This is a genomic window from Mycobacterium sp. ITM-2016-00318 (assembly GCF_002968285.2).
GTDB lineage: Bacteria > Actinomycetota > Actinomycetes > Mycobacteriales > Mycobacteriaceae > Mycobacterium.
On record NZ_CP134400.1, the window covers coordinates 2,050,115 to 2,065,944 of the forward strand.

General features: G+C 67.6%; 16 protein-coding genes. 12 read left to right on the forward strand and 4 right to left on the reverse strand.

The genetic code is table 11. The features are described from left to right. Positions 1-45: 45 nt before the first annotated feature. Positions 46-1,059 carry a type 2 isopentenyl-diphosphate Delta-isomerase gene (gene fni, locus C6A82_RS09890; protein ID WP_105346644.1) on the reverse strand — a complete coding sequence of 338 codons (1,014 nt, stop codon included), beginning with the start codon at positions 1,057-1,059 and terminating at the stop codon, positions 46-48. A 34-nt stretch (positions 1,060-1,093) separates the two neighbouring features. Here fni and ftsY point away from each other — a divergent pair, with 34 nt between their 5' ends. The 7 genes from ftsY (at position 1,094) to C6A82_RS09925 (ending at position 10,338) form a co-directional block, all read left to right on the forward strand. Then, complete coding sequence (gene ftsY, locus C6A82_RS09895) at positions 1,094-2,416, forward strand: signal recognition particle-docking protein FtsY (protein WP_199193846.1); 1,323 nt, start codon at positions 1,094-1,096, stop codon at positions 2,414-2,416. Positions 2,417-2,594: 178 nt separating this feature from the next. Next, positions 2,595-3,977, forward strand: coding sequence for an ammonium transporter (locus C6A82_RS09900; protein WP_199193847.1), 1,383 nt, complete (start codon positions 2,595-2,597; stop codon positions 3,975-3,977). Between the two features lie 8 nt (positions 3,978-3,985). After that, entirely contained in the window at positions 3,986-4,324 is a 339-nt protein-coding gene (locus C6A82_RS09905) for a P-II family nitrogen regulator (protein ID WP_066983268.1), read from the forward strand. Between the two features lie 73 nt (positions 4,325-4,397). Further along, positions 4,398-6,905: a [protein-PII] uridylyltransferase gene (locus C6A82_RS09910; protein WP_311101769.1), complete on the forward strand. Its 2,508-nt coding sequence runs from the start codon at positions 4,398-4,400 to the stop codon at positions 6,903-6,905. Between the two features lie 9 nt (positions 6,906-6,914). Next, a complete protein-coding gene (gene ffh, locus C6A82_RS09915) occupies positions 6,915-8,471 on the forward strand; it encodes a signal recognition particle protein (RefSeq protein ID WP_105345758.1) in 1,557 nt (518 codons plus the stop codon). Then, the gene (locus C6A82_RS09920) at positions 8,472-9,566 is read left to right on the forward strand and encodes an amidohydrolase family protein (RefSeq protein WP_105345760.1); all 1,095 of its coding nucleotides are present in this window, start codon (positions 8,472-8,474) and stop codon (positions 9,564-9,566) included. After that, positions 9,550-10,338 (forward strand): CDP-diacylglycerol diphosphatase, encoded by a 789-nt coding sequence (locus C6A82_RS09925; RefSeq protein ID WP_233216958.1) that lies wholly within the window; start codon positions 9,550-9,552, stop codon positions 10,336-10,338. The genes C6A82_RS09920 and C6A82_RS09925 overlap by 17 nt, the downstream gene beginning before the upstream one ends. A 3-nt stretch (positions 10,339-10,341) precedes the next feature. On the opposite strand, the gene C6A82_RS09930 is transcribed toward C6A82_RS09925, so the two are convergent. Both C6A82_RS09930 and C6A82_RS09935 read right to left on the reverse strand, forming a co-directional pair. After that, positions 10,342-11,169, reverse strand: a complete 828-nt coding sequence (locus tag C6A82_RS09930) for a D-alanyl-D-alanine carboxypeptidase family protein (protein ID WP_396836790.1) — start codon at positions 11,167-11,169, stop codon at positions 10,342-10,344. A 103-nt stretch (positions 11,170-11,272) separates the two neighbouring features. Continuing rightward, positions 11,273-12,169 (reverse strand): D-alanyl-D-alanine carboxypeptidase family protein, encoded by an 897-nt coding sequence (locus C6A82_RS09935; RefSeq protein ID WP_105345763.1) that lies wholly within the window; start codon positions 12,167-12,169, stop codon positions 11,273-11,275. A 58-nt stretch (positions 12,170-12,227) separates the two neighbouring features. Here C6A82_RS09935 and C6A82_RS09940 point away from each other — a divergent pair, with 58 nt between their 5' ends. The 5 genes from C6A82_RS09940 to trmD all read left to right on the forward strand — a co-directional run bounded on the left by C6A82_RS09940 (position 12,228) and on the right by trmD (position 14,858). Then, positions 12,228-12,650 carry a nuclear transport factor 2 family protein gene (locus C6A82_RS09940; RefSeq protein ID WP_105345765.1) on the forward strand — a complete coding sequence of 141 codons (423 nt, stop codon included), beginning with the start codon at positions 12,228-12,230 and terminating at the stop codon, positions 12,648-12,650. Positions 12,651-12,825: 175 nt separating this feature from the next. Then, entirely contained in the window at positions 12,826-13,389 is a 564-nt protein-coding gene (gene rpsP, locus C6A82_RS09945; protein ID WP_105345766.1) for a 30S ribosomal protein S16, read from the forward strand. Next, positions 13,386-13,628 (forward strand): RNA-binding protein, encoded by a 243-nt coding sequence (locus tag C6A82_RS09950; RefSeq protein WP_099040063.1) that lies wholly within the window; start codon positions 13,386-13,388, stop codon positions 13,626-13,628. The genes rpsP and C6A82_RS09950 overlap by 4 nt, the downstream gene beginning before the upstream one ends. A gap of 9 nt (positions 13,629-13,637) precedes the next feature. Continuing rightward, on the forward strand, positions 13,638-14,159 hold the full coding sequence (gene rimM / locus C6A82_RS09955; RefSeq protein WP_105345767.1) for a ribosome maturation factor RimM: 522 nt from the start codon (positions 13,638-13,640) through the stop codon (positions 14,157-14,159). 12 nt (positions 14,160-14,171) lie between these two features. Then, positions 14,172-14,858 (forward strand): tRNA (guanosine(37)-N1)-methyltransferase TrmD, encoded by a 687-nt coding sequence (gene trmD, locus C6A82_RS09960; RefSeq protein ID WP_105345768.1) that lies wholly within the window; start codon positions 14,172-14,174, stop codon positions 14,856-14,858. On the opposite strand, the gene C6A82_RS09965 is transcribed toward trmD, so the two are convergent. Continuing rightward, positions 14,855-15,781, reverse strand: a complete 927-nt coding sequence (locus C6A82_RS09965; protein WP_105345769.1) for a serine hydrolase — start codon at positions 15,779-15,781, stop codon at positions 14,855-14,857. The genes trmD and C6A82_RS09965 overlap by 4 nt on opposite strands. Between the last annotated feature and the right edge of the window lie 49 nt (positions 15,782-15,830).

The following is a 15,830-nucleotide window of genomic DNA, read 5'->3' on the forward strand; positions in this document are numbered from 1 at the left end:
GGCGCGATCAACTCACACTTTTGCGCCTGTTTGTCGGTTTCGGCGTTAGGGGCACGGGCGCACGCCACGGCGGCGCAGGGCGGCCAGGTCGGCGGCGCCGCAGCCGTGCAGGCAGATGTGCAGCTCGGAGATGAAGTTGGCAAGCCAGTCCAGCACCGCCGCAGCGGAGTCGATGGCGGGGGCGAGCAGTGGCCGGGCCACCGCGACGACGTCGGCGCCCATCGCCAGCGCCTTGGCCGCGTCCATGCCGGTCCGGATGCCGCCGGAGGCGACCAGCGACATGCCGGGCAGCGTCTGGCGGACCTCGGTCAGGGCCTGTGCGGTCGGGATGCCCCATTCGGCCAACGTCGGATGGCGGATCTCGCCGTAGCGGACGTACTGCTCGACGCGGGCCCATGACGTTCCGCCCGCGCCCGCGACGTCGACCGCGGCGATCGGACAGTCCACCAGCTCGGCTGCGGCCGTCGCCCCGATACCGTGGCCGACCTCCTTCAGCATCACTGGATAGCCGATGGAGCGAGCGATGTCGCGGAGCCGCCCGATGGAGCCGGAAAAGTCGGTGTCACCCTCGTGCTGCATTGCTTCTTGCAACGGATTCGTATGCACTGCAAGGGCATTCGCGCCGACCCGGTCGAGGGCCGCGACAAGCTCTCCCACCAGCTCGTCGGAGAGCTGCGCAAGCCCGATGTTGCCGATCAGCAGCGCCTCGGGTGCGACGTCGCGAACCGCGAAGCTCGTCGAGGCCACCTCGTCGCCGAGCATGATGCGCTGCGAGCCGAGCATCATGCCGATGCCGAGCTTCTCGGCGGCCGCGGCCAGGTTGCGGTTGATGACGCCGGAGAGTTCGGCACCGCCCGTCATCGCCCCGATCAACACCGGCGCCTCCAGGCGGACACCGAGGAACTCGGTATGCAGGTCGATCGCCCCGAGGCTGGTCTGGGTCAGCGCGTTGTACGGCAACACGAGGCGCTCCAGACCGGTCGTCACGGTCTGGTAGTCCACGGCCTCGGTCAAGCACACGTCGATGTGCTTGGCCTTGCGGGACTCCATGGGGTCCATCGTCACCGTCTACCCATATTGGGACAATGACTGCGTGTCCGAGTCTTTGTGGATCGCAATCGCGGTCATCGCCGTCCTGGTCGTCGCTGCAGTCGTGGTGTACGGCCTCGTCCGATACCGCCGCGGCAAGATCAAGCTCGACTCGTCCACCAGCACCGACACTGCCACACCGGTCGATCGGTCAGGCGGATACGCCGCCTCTTCGACCATCACGTTCACACAATCGTCAGCATCTGCGACGGCCCCGCCGCCCACCAAGGCGCCACCGGAACGCCTCGACACCAGCGGTCTGCCCGCGGTCGGCGACGACGCCACCATCCCGCGTGATGCGCCCAAGCGGCCCATCGCCGACGTGGCGCTGCCCGAAGCGCCCAGCGCGCCCGCAGCGCCCGAGGTTGAACAGGAAGCGCCCGCGGCCCCCGATATCGGCGCTATCGCACCGACGGAAGGTCGCCTCGAGCGCCTACGCGGGCGTCTGTCCAAGTCGCAGAATGCGCTCGGCCGCAGCATGCTCGGCCTGCTCGGCGGCGGCGACCTCGACGAGGACTCGTGGCAAGCCGTCGAGGACACGCTCCTGGTCGCCGACCTCGGCGCGGTGACGGCCGAATCGGTGGTGACGGCGCTGCGCGGGCGGCTGGCCAGCGGCCGGGTACGCACCGAAGCCGACGCGCGCGCGGTTCTGCGCGAGGTGCTCGTTGCCGAACTGCAGCCCGACCTCGACCGTTCGGTCAGAGCGCTGCCGCACGACGACCACCCGTCTGTGCTGCTGGTCGTCGGGGTCAACGGAACCGGCAAGACCACCACGGTCGGGAAGCTGGCGCGGGTGCTAGTCGCCGACGGCCGCAGGGTGGTGCTCGGTGCGGCGGACACCTTTCGCGCAGCGGCGGCCGACCAGCTGCAGGCATGGGCGTCCCGGGTGGGCGCACAGGTCATTCGCGGCGCACAGGGCGCCGACCCCGCATCCGTGGCGTTCGACGCCGTCGACAAGGGCATCGAGACCGGCGCCGACGTCGTGCTCATCGACACCGCGGGCCGGTTGCACACCAAGACCGGTCTGATGGACGAACTCGGCAAGGTCAAGCGCGTGGTGAGCAAGCGAGCAGCGGTCGACGAGGTGCTGCTTGTGCTCGACGCGACGATCGGACAGAACGGCCTGGCGCAGGCCCGGGTATTCGCGGACGTCGTTGCCATCACCGGTGTCGTGCTGACCAAACTCGACGGGACAGCAAAAGGTGGAATCGTGTTTCGCGTCCAACAGGAACTCGGTGTGCCGGTCAAGCTGGTCGGTCTCGGCGAGGGCCCCGACGATCTGGCCCCATTCGAGCCCGAAGCGTTCGTCGACGCACTCCTCGGTTGACGAATACCATCTTTGAAAACCGCTCGATGTAACACCGGCGAAACGTAACCAGCGCATCCGTTCACACGAGCGAAACGCACAGGCGTCTTAGACGAAACAACCACTCAGCATTGTCTGAAGACCAGGCAACGGTCGGAAACCCTTTGCGGCCGTGCCTTGTCGAAGGAGGAAACAGCGAGTGGATGGATTCCCGACTATGGGCATACCGGACACCGGCGACACCGCGTGGATGCTTGTGAGCTCCGCGATGGTGTTGCTGATGACACCGGGCCTTGCGTTCTTCTATGGCGGCATGGTGCGCGCCAAGAGCGTGCTCAACATGATCATGATGAGCGTCAGTGCCATGGGCGTCGTGACGGTGCTCTGGGTGCTCTACGGTTACTCGCTGGCGTTCGGCAACGACGTCGGCAATCTGTTCGGTGATCCGACGCAGTTCTTCGGACTGAAGGGTCTGATCGGCGGTAACGGTGCCGAGGCCGTCGTGGCCGACGCGGCCGCGGGAACCGAAGCCGCCGACGCGATCAACATCCCGCTGGTCTTCACCTTCCCGGCCACGGTTTTCGTCGCGTTCCAGTTGATGTTCGCGATCATCACCGTCGCACTGATCTCCGGCGCGGTCGCCGACCGCATCAAGTTCGGTGGCTGGTTGCTGTTCACGGCGCTGTGGGTGACATTCGTGTACTTCCCCGTCGCGCACTGGGTGTTCTCGTTCGACGGTGGCACCGCTGAAACCGGCGGCTGGATCGCCAACAAGCTCGCGGCGATCGACTTCGCGGGTGGCACGGCGGTGCACATCAACGCCGGTACCGCGGCGTTGGTCCTCGCCATCATCCTCGGTAAGCGCAAGGGCTGGCCGGGCACACCGATGCGGCCGCACAACCTGCCGTTCGTGATGCTCGGGGCGGGTCTGCTGTGGTTCGGTTGGTACGGCTTCAACGCGGGCTCGGCGACCTCGTCGAACGGCACCGCAGGCTCGACGATGGTCACCACCACGGTCGCGACGGCGGCTGCGATGCTGGCGTGGCTGCTCACGGAACGCATCCGTGACGGCAAGGCCACCTCGCTGGGTGCCGCGTCGGGCATCGTCGCAGGCCTGGTTGCCATCACGCCGTCCTGTGGTTCGGTCAACGTGGTGGGCGCGCTGGCGATCGGCTTCATGGCCGGTGTGCTGTGCGCTCTTGCGGTCGGCCTGAAATACAAACTGGGCTACGACGACTCGCTCGACGTGGTCGGTGTCCACCTCGTTGGTGGTTTCATCGGCACCTTGATGATCGGCCTGGTCGCAGCGCCGGAGACCTACAACGGTGTCGCGGGCCTGTTCTACGGCGGTGGCTTCGACCAGCTGTGGCGCCAAGCGGTTGGCGCAGGTGCGGTTTTCCTCTACTGCGCGATTGCCAGCACTATCTTGGCTCTGATAGTGAAGTTCACTGTGGGGCTCCGTCTTGACGAGGAAGATGAAGCCACCGGAGCGGACGAGTCCGAGCACGCCGAAACGGGCTACGACTTCGCGACGGTCGGAGCTGGTTCGACACTCGGCCGTCACCCCGGCGTGGAGGGATAAGGGAGAACATGAAGCTGATTACTGCGATCGTCAAGCCGTTCACGCTCGAAGATGTCAAGACCGGCCTCGAGCAGACGGGAATCCTCGGAATGACCGTCAGCGAGGTGCAGGGTTACGGACGGCAGAAGGGCCACACCGAGGTGTACCGCGGGGCGGAGTACTCCGTGGACTTCGTGCCGAAGGTGCGCATCGAGGTGCTTGTCGACGACTCGGCCGTCGACAAGGTGGTTGACGTGATCGTGCAGGCCGCTCGCACCGGGAAGATCGGCGACGGCAAGGTGTGGGTGAGCCCGGTCGACACCGTCGTCCGCGTCCGCACCGGGGAGCGGGGGTCGGACGCCCTGTAACCAGGCGAAGTGAGACGTCGTCTCCCGGTGCAACGTGAGCGTTAAAAGGTAAAGGGCCGGGGGAGGACACGAAATGACAAAGCAAAAACCAGATTCCGCCGCCGGCGTTCCCCTAGCAAGCTGTGGGCCCACCCCATCGGGGGTTCCGGCGGCGGTTTCGTCGAAGGCCGCGACCGATCTGACCGCGGCATGCGCCCAGTTGCTCTCCGGTTCCCACCACCTCGATGCCGCTGCGCTTCGCGATGCATGGGTCGAACTGCACGAGTTCTGGCTTTCGACGAAGGCCACCGAGATCGGGATCACCCGAACCAGCGGGTTCGCGATCGTCGCCACCGGTGGCCTCGGGCGCCGCGAGCTGCTGCCGTTCTCCGACCTCGACCTGATGCTGCTGCACGACAACCTGCCCAAGAAGGTCGTCAGCGAGGTCGCCGAGAACCTGTGGTATCCGTTGTGGGACGCCAATATTCGGCTGGACCACAGCGTGCGCACCGTAGCCGAGGCGATGACGGTTGCCGCACAGGACATCTCGGCTGGGCTCGCGATGCTCGAGGTCCGCCACATCGCCGGTGACGCCGATCTGTCGTCACTGCTTGTCGGCGGCGCGCGTAGGCAGTGGCGCACCGGAATCGCCTCACGCTTCGACGAACTCGTCGAACACACCAGGCAACGATGGCAACGCAGCGGCGAAATCGCCCACCGCGCCGAGCCGGATCTGAAAGCTGGCCGCGGCGGCCTGCGCGACGTGCAGCTTCTCAATGCGCTGGCGATCGCTCAACTGGCCGACGTGTACCCGAGCCGGTCGCTGGCCTCACCGACCGAAACACTCGGCGAGGCGCACCTCGCCCTGCTCAACGTGCGCACGGAACTGCACCGGGTTTCGGGCCGCGGCCGCGACCTTGTGCTGGCCCAGCACGCCGACGAGATCGGTGCCGCGCTGCACATCGGCGACCGTTTCGACCTGGCGCGCACGCTGTCCGACGCCGCGCGCACGATCAGCTTCTATGTCGACGCCGGGATACGCACCGCCGCCAATGCTCTTCCGCGTCGGGGCTTCGCCGCGCTGCGGCGCCCCGTCCGTCGCCCGCTCGACGAAGGTGTCATCGAGTTCGGCGGCGAGGTCATCCTGGCCCGCGAGGCACGGCCCGAGCGCGACCCGGGGCTGATCCTGCGGGTGGCCGCGGCGTCGGCGACCACCGGCCTGCCGATGGCGGCGTCCACACTCGCCCGGCTCGGCCAGACCGCGCCCGAATTGCGCACCCCGTGGCCGCAGCAGGCCCTCAACGACCTCCTTGTGATGCTCGCCGCAGGGCCGTCGGCGGTCGCGACCATCGAAGCGCTCGACCGCACCGGCCTGTGGGGTCGGCTGTTCCCGGAGTGGGGCGCCGTTCGTGACCTGCCACCGCGCGACGTCGTGCACATCTGGACCGTCGATCGCCATCTCGTCGAAACCGTTTCCCGGGCAAGCGCATTCACCACCCGGGTGTTCCGGCCCGACCTGCTGCTGCTCGGTGCTCTCTGCCACGACATCGGCAAGGGCCGAGGGGGCGATCACAGCGTGATCGGAGCGGAACTCGCCACGCAGATCGGCACGCGGCTCGGGCTGTGGCCGTCCGACATCGAACTGCTCGCCAAGGTGGTGCGGCACCACCTACTGCTGCCGCACACCGCAACTCGCCGGGACCTGCAGGACGCGAAGACCATTGAAGCGGTCGTCGAAACACTCGACGGCGACACCGTGCTGCTGGAGTTGTTGCACGTGCTGGCCGAGGCCGACTCGCTGGCGACCGGTCCCGGTGTGTGGGGCGACTGGAAGGCGTCCCTCATCCGCGACCTCGTGCAGCGGTGCAGGCTGGTGATGGCGGGTGAGGCGCTGCCACGTCCGGAACCCCTTGATCCCCGCTTCATTTCGCTCGCCTCAACCGTCGGTGTGCATGTCGAGATGACGCCGGGTGAGGGCGCACACATCTACGACGTCACGATGATCGCACCGGACCGGCGCGGGCTGCTGTCGAAGGCGGCCGGTGTATTGGCACTGAATTCGCTTCGGGTGCACTCGGCTTCGGTCAACGCTCATGAGGGCTCGGCGATCAACACGTTCGTCGTCTCACCGCACTTCGGTTCGCCGCCAGCCGCCGAACTGTTACGCCAACAGCTCATCCTCGCCCTCGACGGCGAACTCGACGTGCTGGCGTCGTTGGACCGTCGCGACCGGGACGCCGCACAGTACGGCACGGCCCGCGCGGGCGAAGTGCCCGCCGGTGTGCCGATAAACCATGCCTCGGCGCCGCCGAAGATCCTCTGGTCGGAGGGTGCCGAACCGGGCGAGCTCGTCGTGCAGATCCGATCCAGCGACCGCGGGGGCCTGCTGGCGCGGCTGACCGCGGTGTTCGAGCGCGACGGTGTCGACATCGCGTGGGCGAAAGTGACCACCTTGGGCTCGTCGGTTGTCGACCTGTTCGGCATCGTGATCCCTGCCGAGAAAGCAGCGGACGGCTCGACGGTCCGCGACGAGCTCGACAAAGATCTCTATGAGGTTCTGCCGGCGCCGCCGCCCGCGAAGCCGGTGTCCGAGGCCGGTTAGGCTAGCTGCGTGTTTGAATCTCTGTCCGACCGGTTGACCGGTGCCCTGTCGGGCCTGCGTGGCAAGGGGCGGTTGACCGACGCCGACATCGACGTGACCACCCGTGAGATCCGGCTGGCGCTGCTCGAGGCCGACGTCTCGCTGCCCGTGGTGCGCGAGTTCGTCAGCCGCATCAAGGAGCGGGCGCGCGGCGCCGAGGTCTCCGCAGCGCTGAACCCGGCCCAGCAGGTCGTCAAGATCGTCAACGAGGAACTCATCGGAATCCTCGGCGGGGAGACCCGTCAGCTGGCATTCGCCAAAACCCCGCCGACCGTGGTGATGCTTGCGGGCCTGCAGGGTTCGGGTAAGACGACTCTGGCCGGCAAACTCGCGAAATGGCTGAAGGGACAAGGCCATACGCCGCTGTTGGTGGCCTGTGACCTCCAGCGCCCCGGCGCGGTGAATCAGCTTCAGGTCGTCGGCGGCCAGGCAGGGGTCGAGGTTTTCGCGCCGCATCCCGGCGCGTCGGCCGACGGTTCCGTCGACACTGACGCCAGCGCCCCGGTCAAGGTGGCCTCTGACGGCCTCGCCGAGGCCAGGGCCAGGCACTTCGACGTGGTCATCGTCGACACCGCGGGCCGGCTCGGCATCGACGACGAGCTGATGGCACAGGCCGCCTCGATCCGTGAGGCCGTGGATCCCGACGAAGTGCTGTTCGTCGTGGACGCGATGATCGGCCAGGACGCCGTCACCACAGCGGAGGCGTTCCGCGAGGGCGTCGGGTTCACCGGCGTGGTGCTCACCAAGCTGGACGGCGACGCCCGCGGCGGCGCCGCGCTCTCGGTGCGCGAGGTCATCGGCGTGCCGATCCTGTTCGCGTCGGCGGGCGAGAAACTCGACGACTTCGACGTCTTCCACCCCGACCGGATGGCCAGCCGCATCCTCGGCATGGGCGATGTGCTCACACTCATCGAGCAGGCCGAGCAGGTCTTCGACGCGCAGCAGGCCGAGGATGCCGCAGCCAAGATCGGCTCGGGCGAACTCACGCTGGAGGACTTCCTCGAGCAGATGATGGCCATCCGCAAGATGGGGCCGATCGGCAACCTGCTCGGCATGCTGCCCGGCGCCGGGCAGATGAAGGATGCGCTGGCCGCGGTCGACGACTCTCAGCTCGACCGGGTGCAGGCCATCATCCGCGGCATGACACCGCAGGAGCGCGCCGAGCCGAAGATCATCAACGCGTCCCGACGGCTGCGCATCGCCAACGGCTCCGGTGTCACTGTGTCGGAGGTCAATCAACTCGTCGACCGGTTCTTCGAAGCCCGCAAGATGATGTCGCAGATGGCAGGCCAGATGGGAATGCCGTTCGGCCGCAAGGGTTCGTCGCGCAAGAGCGCGAAGGGCAAGAAGAAGGGCAAGAAGGGCGGGCGGGGTCCTACACCGCCGAAGGTCAGGAGTCCGTTCGGCGCCGGTGCCGGTGTGCCGGAGGGCTTCCCCGATCTGTCGAACATGCCGAAGGGTCTCGACGAGCTGCCGCCCGGCCTGGCCGACATCGACCTGTCGAAGCTGAAGTTCCCCAAGAACTAGATGACGTCGCCGCAGCGCCTCCACGTCAGAGGTCGGGGATTGCCCGACGGCGAGCCGGTTGAGTGGTGGATCGTCGACGGGGTGCTGAGCGCCGAACCGGTCGCCGACGCGCAGACCGTCTTCGGTGCCGACGGTGTCGGCGGCTGGATCGTGCCGGGTCTGGTAGACGCGCACTGCCATGTCGGCCTCGGCGAGCACGGCCCGCTCGACAACCTGGACGACTGCATCGAGCAGGCCGAGACCGAACGCGGGGTGGGCGCGCTGCTGCTGCGCGATTGCGGCTCACCGATCGACACGCGTGCCCTCGACGAGCGCGACGATCTGCCTCGCATCATCCGGCACGGCCGCCATCTGGCCCGGCCGAAGCGCTACCAGCGCGACTTCGCGATCGAGTTGGAGGACGAATCGCAGCTGCCGGAGGCGGTCGCCGAGCAGGCGCGCTGGGGCGACGGCTGGGTCAAGCTGGTCGGCGACTGGATCGACAGAGAGGTCGGAGACCTGGCGCCGCTGTGGTCCGACGATGTGCTCGAGGCGGCGATGAAGGCGGCGCATGCCGAGGGTGCGCGGGTGACCGCTCACGTGTTCGGCGAGGACGCGCTGCCCGGTCTCATCACGGCCGGGATCGACTGCATCGAACACGGCACGGGACTGACCGACGACACGGTCGCGCTGATGGTCGAACACGGAACCGCGTTGGTGCCGACGCTGATCAACATCGAGAACTTCCCGGGGATCGCCGACGGCGCGGCGAAGTACCCGCGGTATGCCGGCCACATCCGCGACCTCTACGAGAAGAGCGGCGCCCGGGTCGCGGCCGCACACGAGGCGGGGGTGCCGATCTTCGCGGGCACCGACGCGGGCAGCATGGTCGCCCACGGCCGCATCGCCGAGGAGATCGATGCGCTGAAACGGATCGGGATGACACCGACCGAAGCGCTCGGCGCGGCGAGCTGGACCGCCCGCGGCTGGCTGGGCAGGCCTTCGCTGGAGCACGGCGCCCCCGCGGATCTCGTCTGCTACGCCGAGGACCCGCGCACCGGTGCAGCCGTCATCAACGACCCGGACGTGGTCATACTGCGTGGCCGCGTCCACTAGTTCCCGGCGGCTGCGCGCCGCGGCCGCACTGCTGACGGTGCTGGCGCTGGCGGCCGGCACGCCGTGCGCGGTGGCCGACCCCAACGCCTTGTGGGACATCGTCAACGGCCAGTGCGTGCCCGCCGAGCTGACGGTGCACCGGCCCGCACCGTGCGCACACGTCGATCTGGGCGGCGGCTACGCAGTGCTGAAGGACTTCGTCGGCGCGACGCAGTTCCTGGTGATCCCGACCGCGCGCGTAGCAGGTATCGAAAGCCCTGAGGTCCTCGCCTGGAATGCGCCGAACTACTTCGCCGATGCGTGGCGCGCCCGCGCGTATGTCGAGCAGCGCGCAGGGCGCGGGCTGCCGCGCGACTGGGTGAGCCTGGCCGTCAACTCCGCTGCGGCGCGGTCGCAGAACCAGCTGCACATCCACGTCGACTGCGTGCGCGCCGACGTCCGGAAGGCCCTGGCGACGCACGCCGGGGCCATCGGACCGACGTGGTCGGCGTTTCCCGTGCCGTTGGTGGGGCAGCAGTACCGCGCGATCGCGGTGGCCGCCGACGGGCTGGACGGCGTCAACCCGTTCCGGCTGCTTGCAGACGGCCTTGCCGGCGGAGATGTGATGGCGGCGCAGACTCTGGTGGCGGTCGGGACCACCGGCGTCGACGGAGCGCCCGGATTCGTTCTGCTCGCAGGACGCGCCGACGCCGCTGATCCAGGCAGCGGCCATGGCGAAGACCTTCAGGATCACGACACGTGCCCGCCGCCTGCCGAGGTGATGGGCAAATAAGGCTCAGGGTTGCGCGAAGCCCCAGTCGAAGAGGCTGATCGCCTGACCGTACAGATCGCCGTCGCCGTACATCTCGACGACGACGAGCCTGCGGTTACCTCTCTGGGCCGCTGCGACGAAGGTGTCGCGCGCGAGGTTCGTGTAGCCCGTCTTGCCGGCGATCGTGCCGGGATAGCGTGACAGCAGCTGGTTCTGCGCGGTGATCGTCTTACCGGGGAAGGCTGCCGATGGCTCGCGGAAGATCTGTGCGATCAGCGGATAGGTGAGTGCCGTGCGGTAGATCACCGCGAGATCGTGGGGAGTGGTGATCGACTCCCATCCGGGGCCGTCGAGGCCGGACGGCGACGACGCACGCGTGCTCCGTGCGCCGACAGCGGCCGCCTTGCGGTTCATCGCGGCGACCGCGACCTGCTGCCCGCCCAGCATGTCGGCCAACATGTTCGCCGCGTCGTTGCCCGACACCATCAGCAGGGCTTCCAGCAGCTGCCGGGTGGTGTAGACCTGGCCGGGTTCCAGCCCGACACATGAACATTCGACTTCGGTGTGGGATTGGTTGGCGCGCGCGAAGTTGTCCGGCCGCAGATTGTCGAGCACGACCATGGCGAGTAGGGGCTTGATCGTGCTGGCAGGCGCATGCTCCCCGAACGGGTCGTGCGACGCCAGAATGCGTCCCGAGTCGAGATCGGCGACCAGCCACGCCTGTGCCGGACCGTCAGGGAGAGCGACCGCGCCGGCCGGTTGGACACCCGGCTCAGCTGACGCGGTCGGCGCGGCGACCGCAGAGCCCGTCACAGCGAGCGCGGTTGCCAAGGCTGCCAACATATTTCGCACGAACGCCGAGAGTAACCTGCGCAAACACCGGTTTCGGCCGCGCGCAGGTCTCGGATCCGTTGCGGATCAACAACTTTTGACTACGTTTGTTTAACGTCGATCGCTACAGCGACGCGACGCTCAACTGCGTGTCCTGGGCGAAGCCCCAGTCGAAGAGGCTCACCGCCTGATCCCAGTACGTCGGGCCACCCTCCTTGACCAGCCCGTACATCATGGCGATCACCAGCCGGCGTCCGTTGCGGTCGGCGGCGGCGACGAACGTCTTGCGCGCGGCGTCGGTGAACCCGGTCTTGCCGCCGAGCGTGCCTGGATAGCGGTGCAGGAGTTGGTCGTCGTTGACGATGGGGCTGTCGCCCGTCTTCGTCGGGAACGTGGCCGCAGGCTGGGCGATGATCCGTGCGAACACCGGGTTGGCCATCGCCGCGCGGAAGATGACCGCAAGGTCGCGCGGCGTGGTGGCCCCTGGGCCCGCCGGTCCGTCGAGACCCGACGGTGTCGACGCGTAGGTGCCGAGCGCGCCGATGGCGGCGGCCTTGGCGGTCATCTTGGCCACCGCGACGTCGTAGCCGCCGATCATGTCGGCCAGTGCATTGGCGGCGTCGTTGCCCGACATCAGCAGGACCGCTTCGAGCAGCTGCCGTGCGGTGTAGGCGCGGCCCGGCTCGACGCCTGCGCACGTGCACTCGACCTGGGTGTCCGCCTCGGTTCCGAGGACCGTCGCATCGAGATCGGTCACCTCGTCGAGCGCGGTCAGCACCAACAGTGTCTTGATCGTGCTGGCCGGGGGATGAGGGACGTTCATCTCACGCTCGGCGAGCACCTGCCCCGTGTCCATATCCGCGACGATCCACGCCGGTGCGGGACCCTCGGGCGGCGGCGACACGTTGCCGACCGGCTGGACGACGGGCTCCGCCTCGGCCATCGGCACGTCGGACAACGGTGCCACCGACAACGAGAGCATGCTCAGGCATGCGGCCACGACCGCGAAAAACCTCCCCATGGGTTTAGCACAATAACCCTGATCCACGGGTGGCCGCTGGCCGGTGTTCAATCGACCCATGCTGAGCCTCGAAGAAATCTCCGACCGCCTCGAACTGCAACACCTGCTGATCAGCTATTCCGAGGCCATCGACCGTCGCGAATTCGACGAGCTGGACGACATCTTCACCCAAGACGCCTACATCGACTACCGCGACACCGGAGGCGTCGACGGCCGATATCCGCAGATCAAAGCCTGGCTGGCCGAGACGCTGCCGACCTATTTCGAGCGCAACGCCCACATGCTGGGACTGCCTGCGATCACGCTCGCAGGCGATACCGCCACCGCGCGCACCTTCTGCTTCAACCCGATGATCCTCAAAGGGGAAAAGCCCAAGGTGATGCAGGTCGGCGTCTGGTACGACGACGAGTTCGTCCGCACCGCCGCCGGCTGGCGGCTGTCCCGCCGCGTCGAGATCAAGTGCTACGACAAAATCTTGTGAGGCCGCCGCAGCACGATTTCGCCCGGTAGCGGCTGTTCTGGCACAATGGGCGGCTGTCCGCCGCAGGACCACGGCCCCGCGGCGGTCACACACGTAAGGCAAAACCGGATCCGGGCAACCGCCCGCGGTCGCTGAATTGCAGCGTGGCAACTGCACGAGGAGAGTTCGCTTAATCATGGCTGTCAAGATCAAGCTCACCCGGCTTGGCAAGATCCGCAATCCCCAGTACCGCATCGCCGTCGCCGACGCGCGCACCCGCCGCGACGGACGCTCGATCGAGGTCATCGGCCGGTACCACCCGAAGGAAGATCCGAGCCTCATCGAGATCGACTCGGAGCGCGCCCAGTACTGGCTCAGTGTCGGCGCCCAGCCCACCGAACCCGTGCTCGCGCTGCTGAAGATCACCGGCGACTGGCAGAAGTTCAAGGGCCTGCCCGGCGCGGAAGGCACGCTGAAGGTCAAGGAGCCCAAGCCGAGCAAGCTCGATCTGTTCAATGCGGCGCTCGCCGAGGCCGACGGCGGCCCCAGCACCGAGGCCACCACCGCCAAGAAGAAGAAGGCGCCCGCGAAGAAGGCCGCCAAGGTCGCCGGAGCCGATGCGTCGGCGACATCAGAGGATGCGGAGACCACCGAGGCGCCGGCCGTCGAAGCCGAGGCCGCTCCCGTCAAGGACGAGTCCGAGCCGGCAGCTGAAGGCGCAGACGCCACGGTGCCTGCCGAGCAGGCCGACCAATCGTGAGTTCGGTCGTCGTCGACGCGGTCGAGCATCTGGTCCGCGGCATTGTCGACAACCCCGACGACGTCCGGGTCGACATGGTGACGTCCCGCCGCGGCCGCACCGTTGAGGTGCACGTGCACCCCGAGGATCTCGGCAAGGTCATCGGGCGCGGCGGCCGGACGGCAACCGCGCTGCGCACCCTGGTCGCGGGCATCGGCGGCCGGGGCATCCGCGTCGACGTGGTGGACACCGACCAGTAGCAGTCCACGATGGACCTGGTAGTCGGACGTGTCGTGAAGGCTCACGGCATCACCGGCGAAGTTGTCGTCGAGGTTCGCACCGACGATCCCGACACGCGTTTCGCGCCGGGCACGCGACTACGGGCACGACCGTCGCGAGGCGGGCCGCAGCGCGAACTCGTCATCGAATCGGCCCGCGAGCACAGCGGGCGGCTGCTGGTGCGATTGGAAGGCGTCGCTGACCGCAACGGTGCCGAAGCGTTGCGCGGCAACGTCTTCCTCGTCGACACCGAGGATCTGCCGCCGATCGACGACCCCGACGAATTCTACGACCATCAGCTCGAGGGGTTGCGGGTGGTGACCATCGACGGCCGGCTCGTCGGAAACGTCAACGAAGTGCTGCACACCGCGGCGGGCGAATTGTTGTCGGTGACGTCGGAGACGGGCGCCGAAGTGCTGGTGCCGTTCGTCAGCGCCATCGTCACTGAGGTGTCGCTGCAAGACGAGACCATCGAGATCGACCCGCCCGAAGGTCTTCTGGAGCTTCAATGAGGATGGCCAACCGTGCTCATTGAGGTCGTGACGATCTTCCCCGACTACCTGGATCCGCTGCGACAGTCGTTGCCCGGCAAGGCGATCGAGGCCGGCACCGTCGACCTTCGGGTGCACGACCTGCGGCACTGGACGCATGATGTGCATCGGTCAGTCGACGACTCCCCGTACGGCGGGGGGCCGGGAATGGTGATGAAGGCCCCCGTGTGGGGTGACGCGCTCGACGAAATATGTTCGCCGCAAACACTTCTCGTTGTCCCGACGCCCGCAGGGCGGCTGTTCACGCAAGCGACGGCACAACGCTGGGGCGAGGAGTCGCACCTGGTGTTCGCGTGCGGCCGATACGAGGGCATCGATCAGCGCGTGATGGACGACGCCGCGCAGCGGATGCGCGTCGAAGAGGTTTCCATCGGCGATTACGTATTGCCCGGCGGCGAGTCGGCTGCGCTGGTGATGATCGAGGCCGTCGTGCGCCTGCTACCGGACGTGTTGGGAAATCCCGCGTCACACCAAGAGGATTCGCACTCAGACGGTCTGCTGGAGGGTCCGAGTTACACCCGGCCGCCGAGTTGGCGCGGCCTGGATGTGCCCGATGTGCTGCTCTCGGGGGACCACGCGAAGGTCGCGGCGTGGCGACGGCAGCAGAGCCTGGACCGCACCCGCGAACGCCGACCGGATCTGATCGACGGGCCCGACTAGATCTTGCCGCCGGGGAACATCGTCTTGACCGCCTGGGTCATCCTGTCGCGCGCCGCCGCCGCACCGGTCGGATCCAGCGATCCCATCGCCATGACATAGCGACGGTCGGGTCCGATCGCGCCGGTGGAGACGTGCAACTGGTTGCCGCCGTTCCAGCAGCAGAACCAACCCTGTTTGACTGCGACGGGCTGGGCATAGAGGCCCTCGGGAATGCCGAAGCGCTGCGGGTAGCCATCGATCCCGGTCGGCGTCGACTGTGCGAGGTTGCCCATGATGACGGCGGCCTGTTCGGCTGGGAGGCCGCCGCTGCCGTCCAGCAGCATCTTGTAGTAGCGGACGAGATCGCTTGCGGTGCTGGTAGTGACATCCCAGTGCCCGTTCCAGGGCGCCGCAGTGCCGCCCAACCCGTACCGCGCCTTGACGCGGGCGATGACGGCGTTGCCTCCGAGGCGGTCCCAGAACGTCTGGGCCGCGCCGTCGTCGGAGGACCGCAACATGACGTCAAGGGTCTTGCGGTCGGTGGGAGACAGTGTCGTCTCGCCCTTGGAGTCCCTCAACAGCAGTTCGTCGGCGATGAACAGCTTCACCACCGAGGCGATCGGAAACGATGAGCCGCTCCCTACCGAGACGGTCTGGCCGGTGTTGCGATCCAGCACGACAACCGACATGTCGGCGCCGGCGTTCGCCGCGTCGGCGACGGCCTGCCGGGTGCGTGCGTCGAGGCCGTCGAACCCCGCAGAGGGTGCCTTCGGCGGCGCCTGGGGCATCGGCAGAGTGTTGTTCTGAGGCTCGACGATGGCCGCCTGCGGTGCATCCGAATCCGGTGGTGTGCCGGAACCCTGCGCTTCACAACCGGCAACGAGCAGCGCCGCGCACATGATGGCCGCGATCGCCGTCGACCGACTCGACGGCTGCCCACGCATAGCTCTCCTCACAGGAACGATGAACAAGTCTTTACCCGGCGAGGCGATG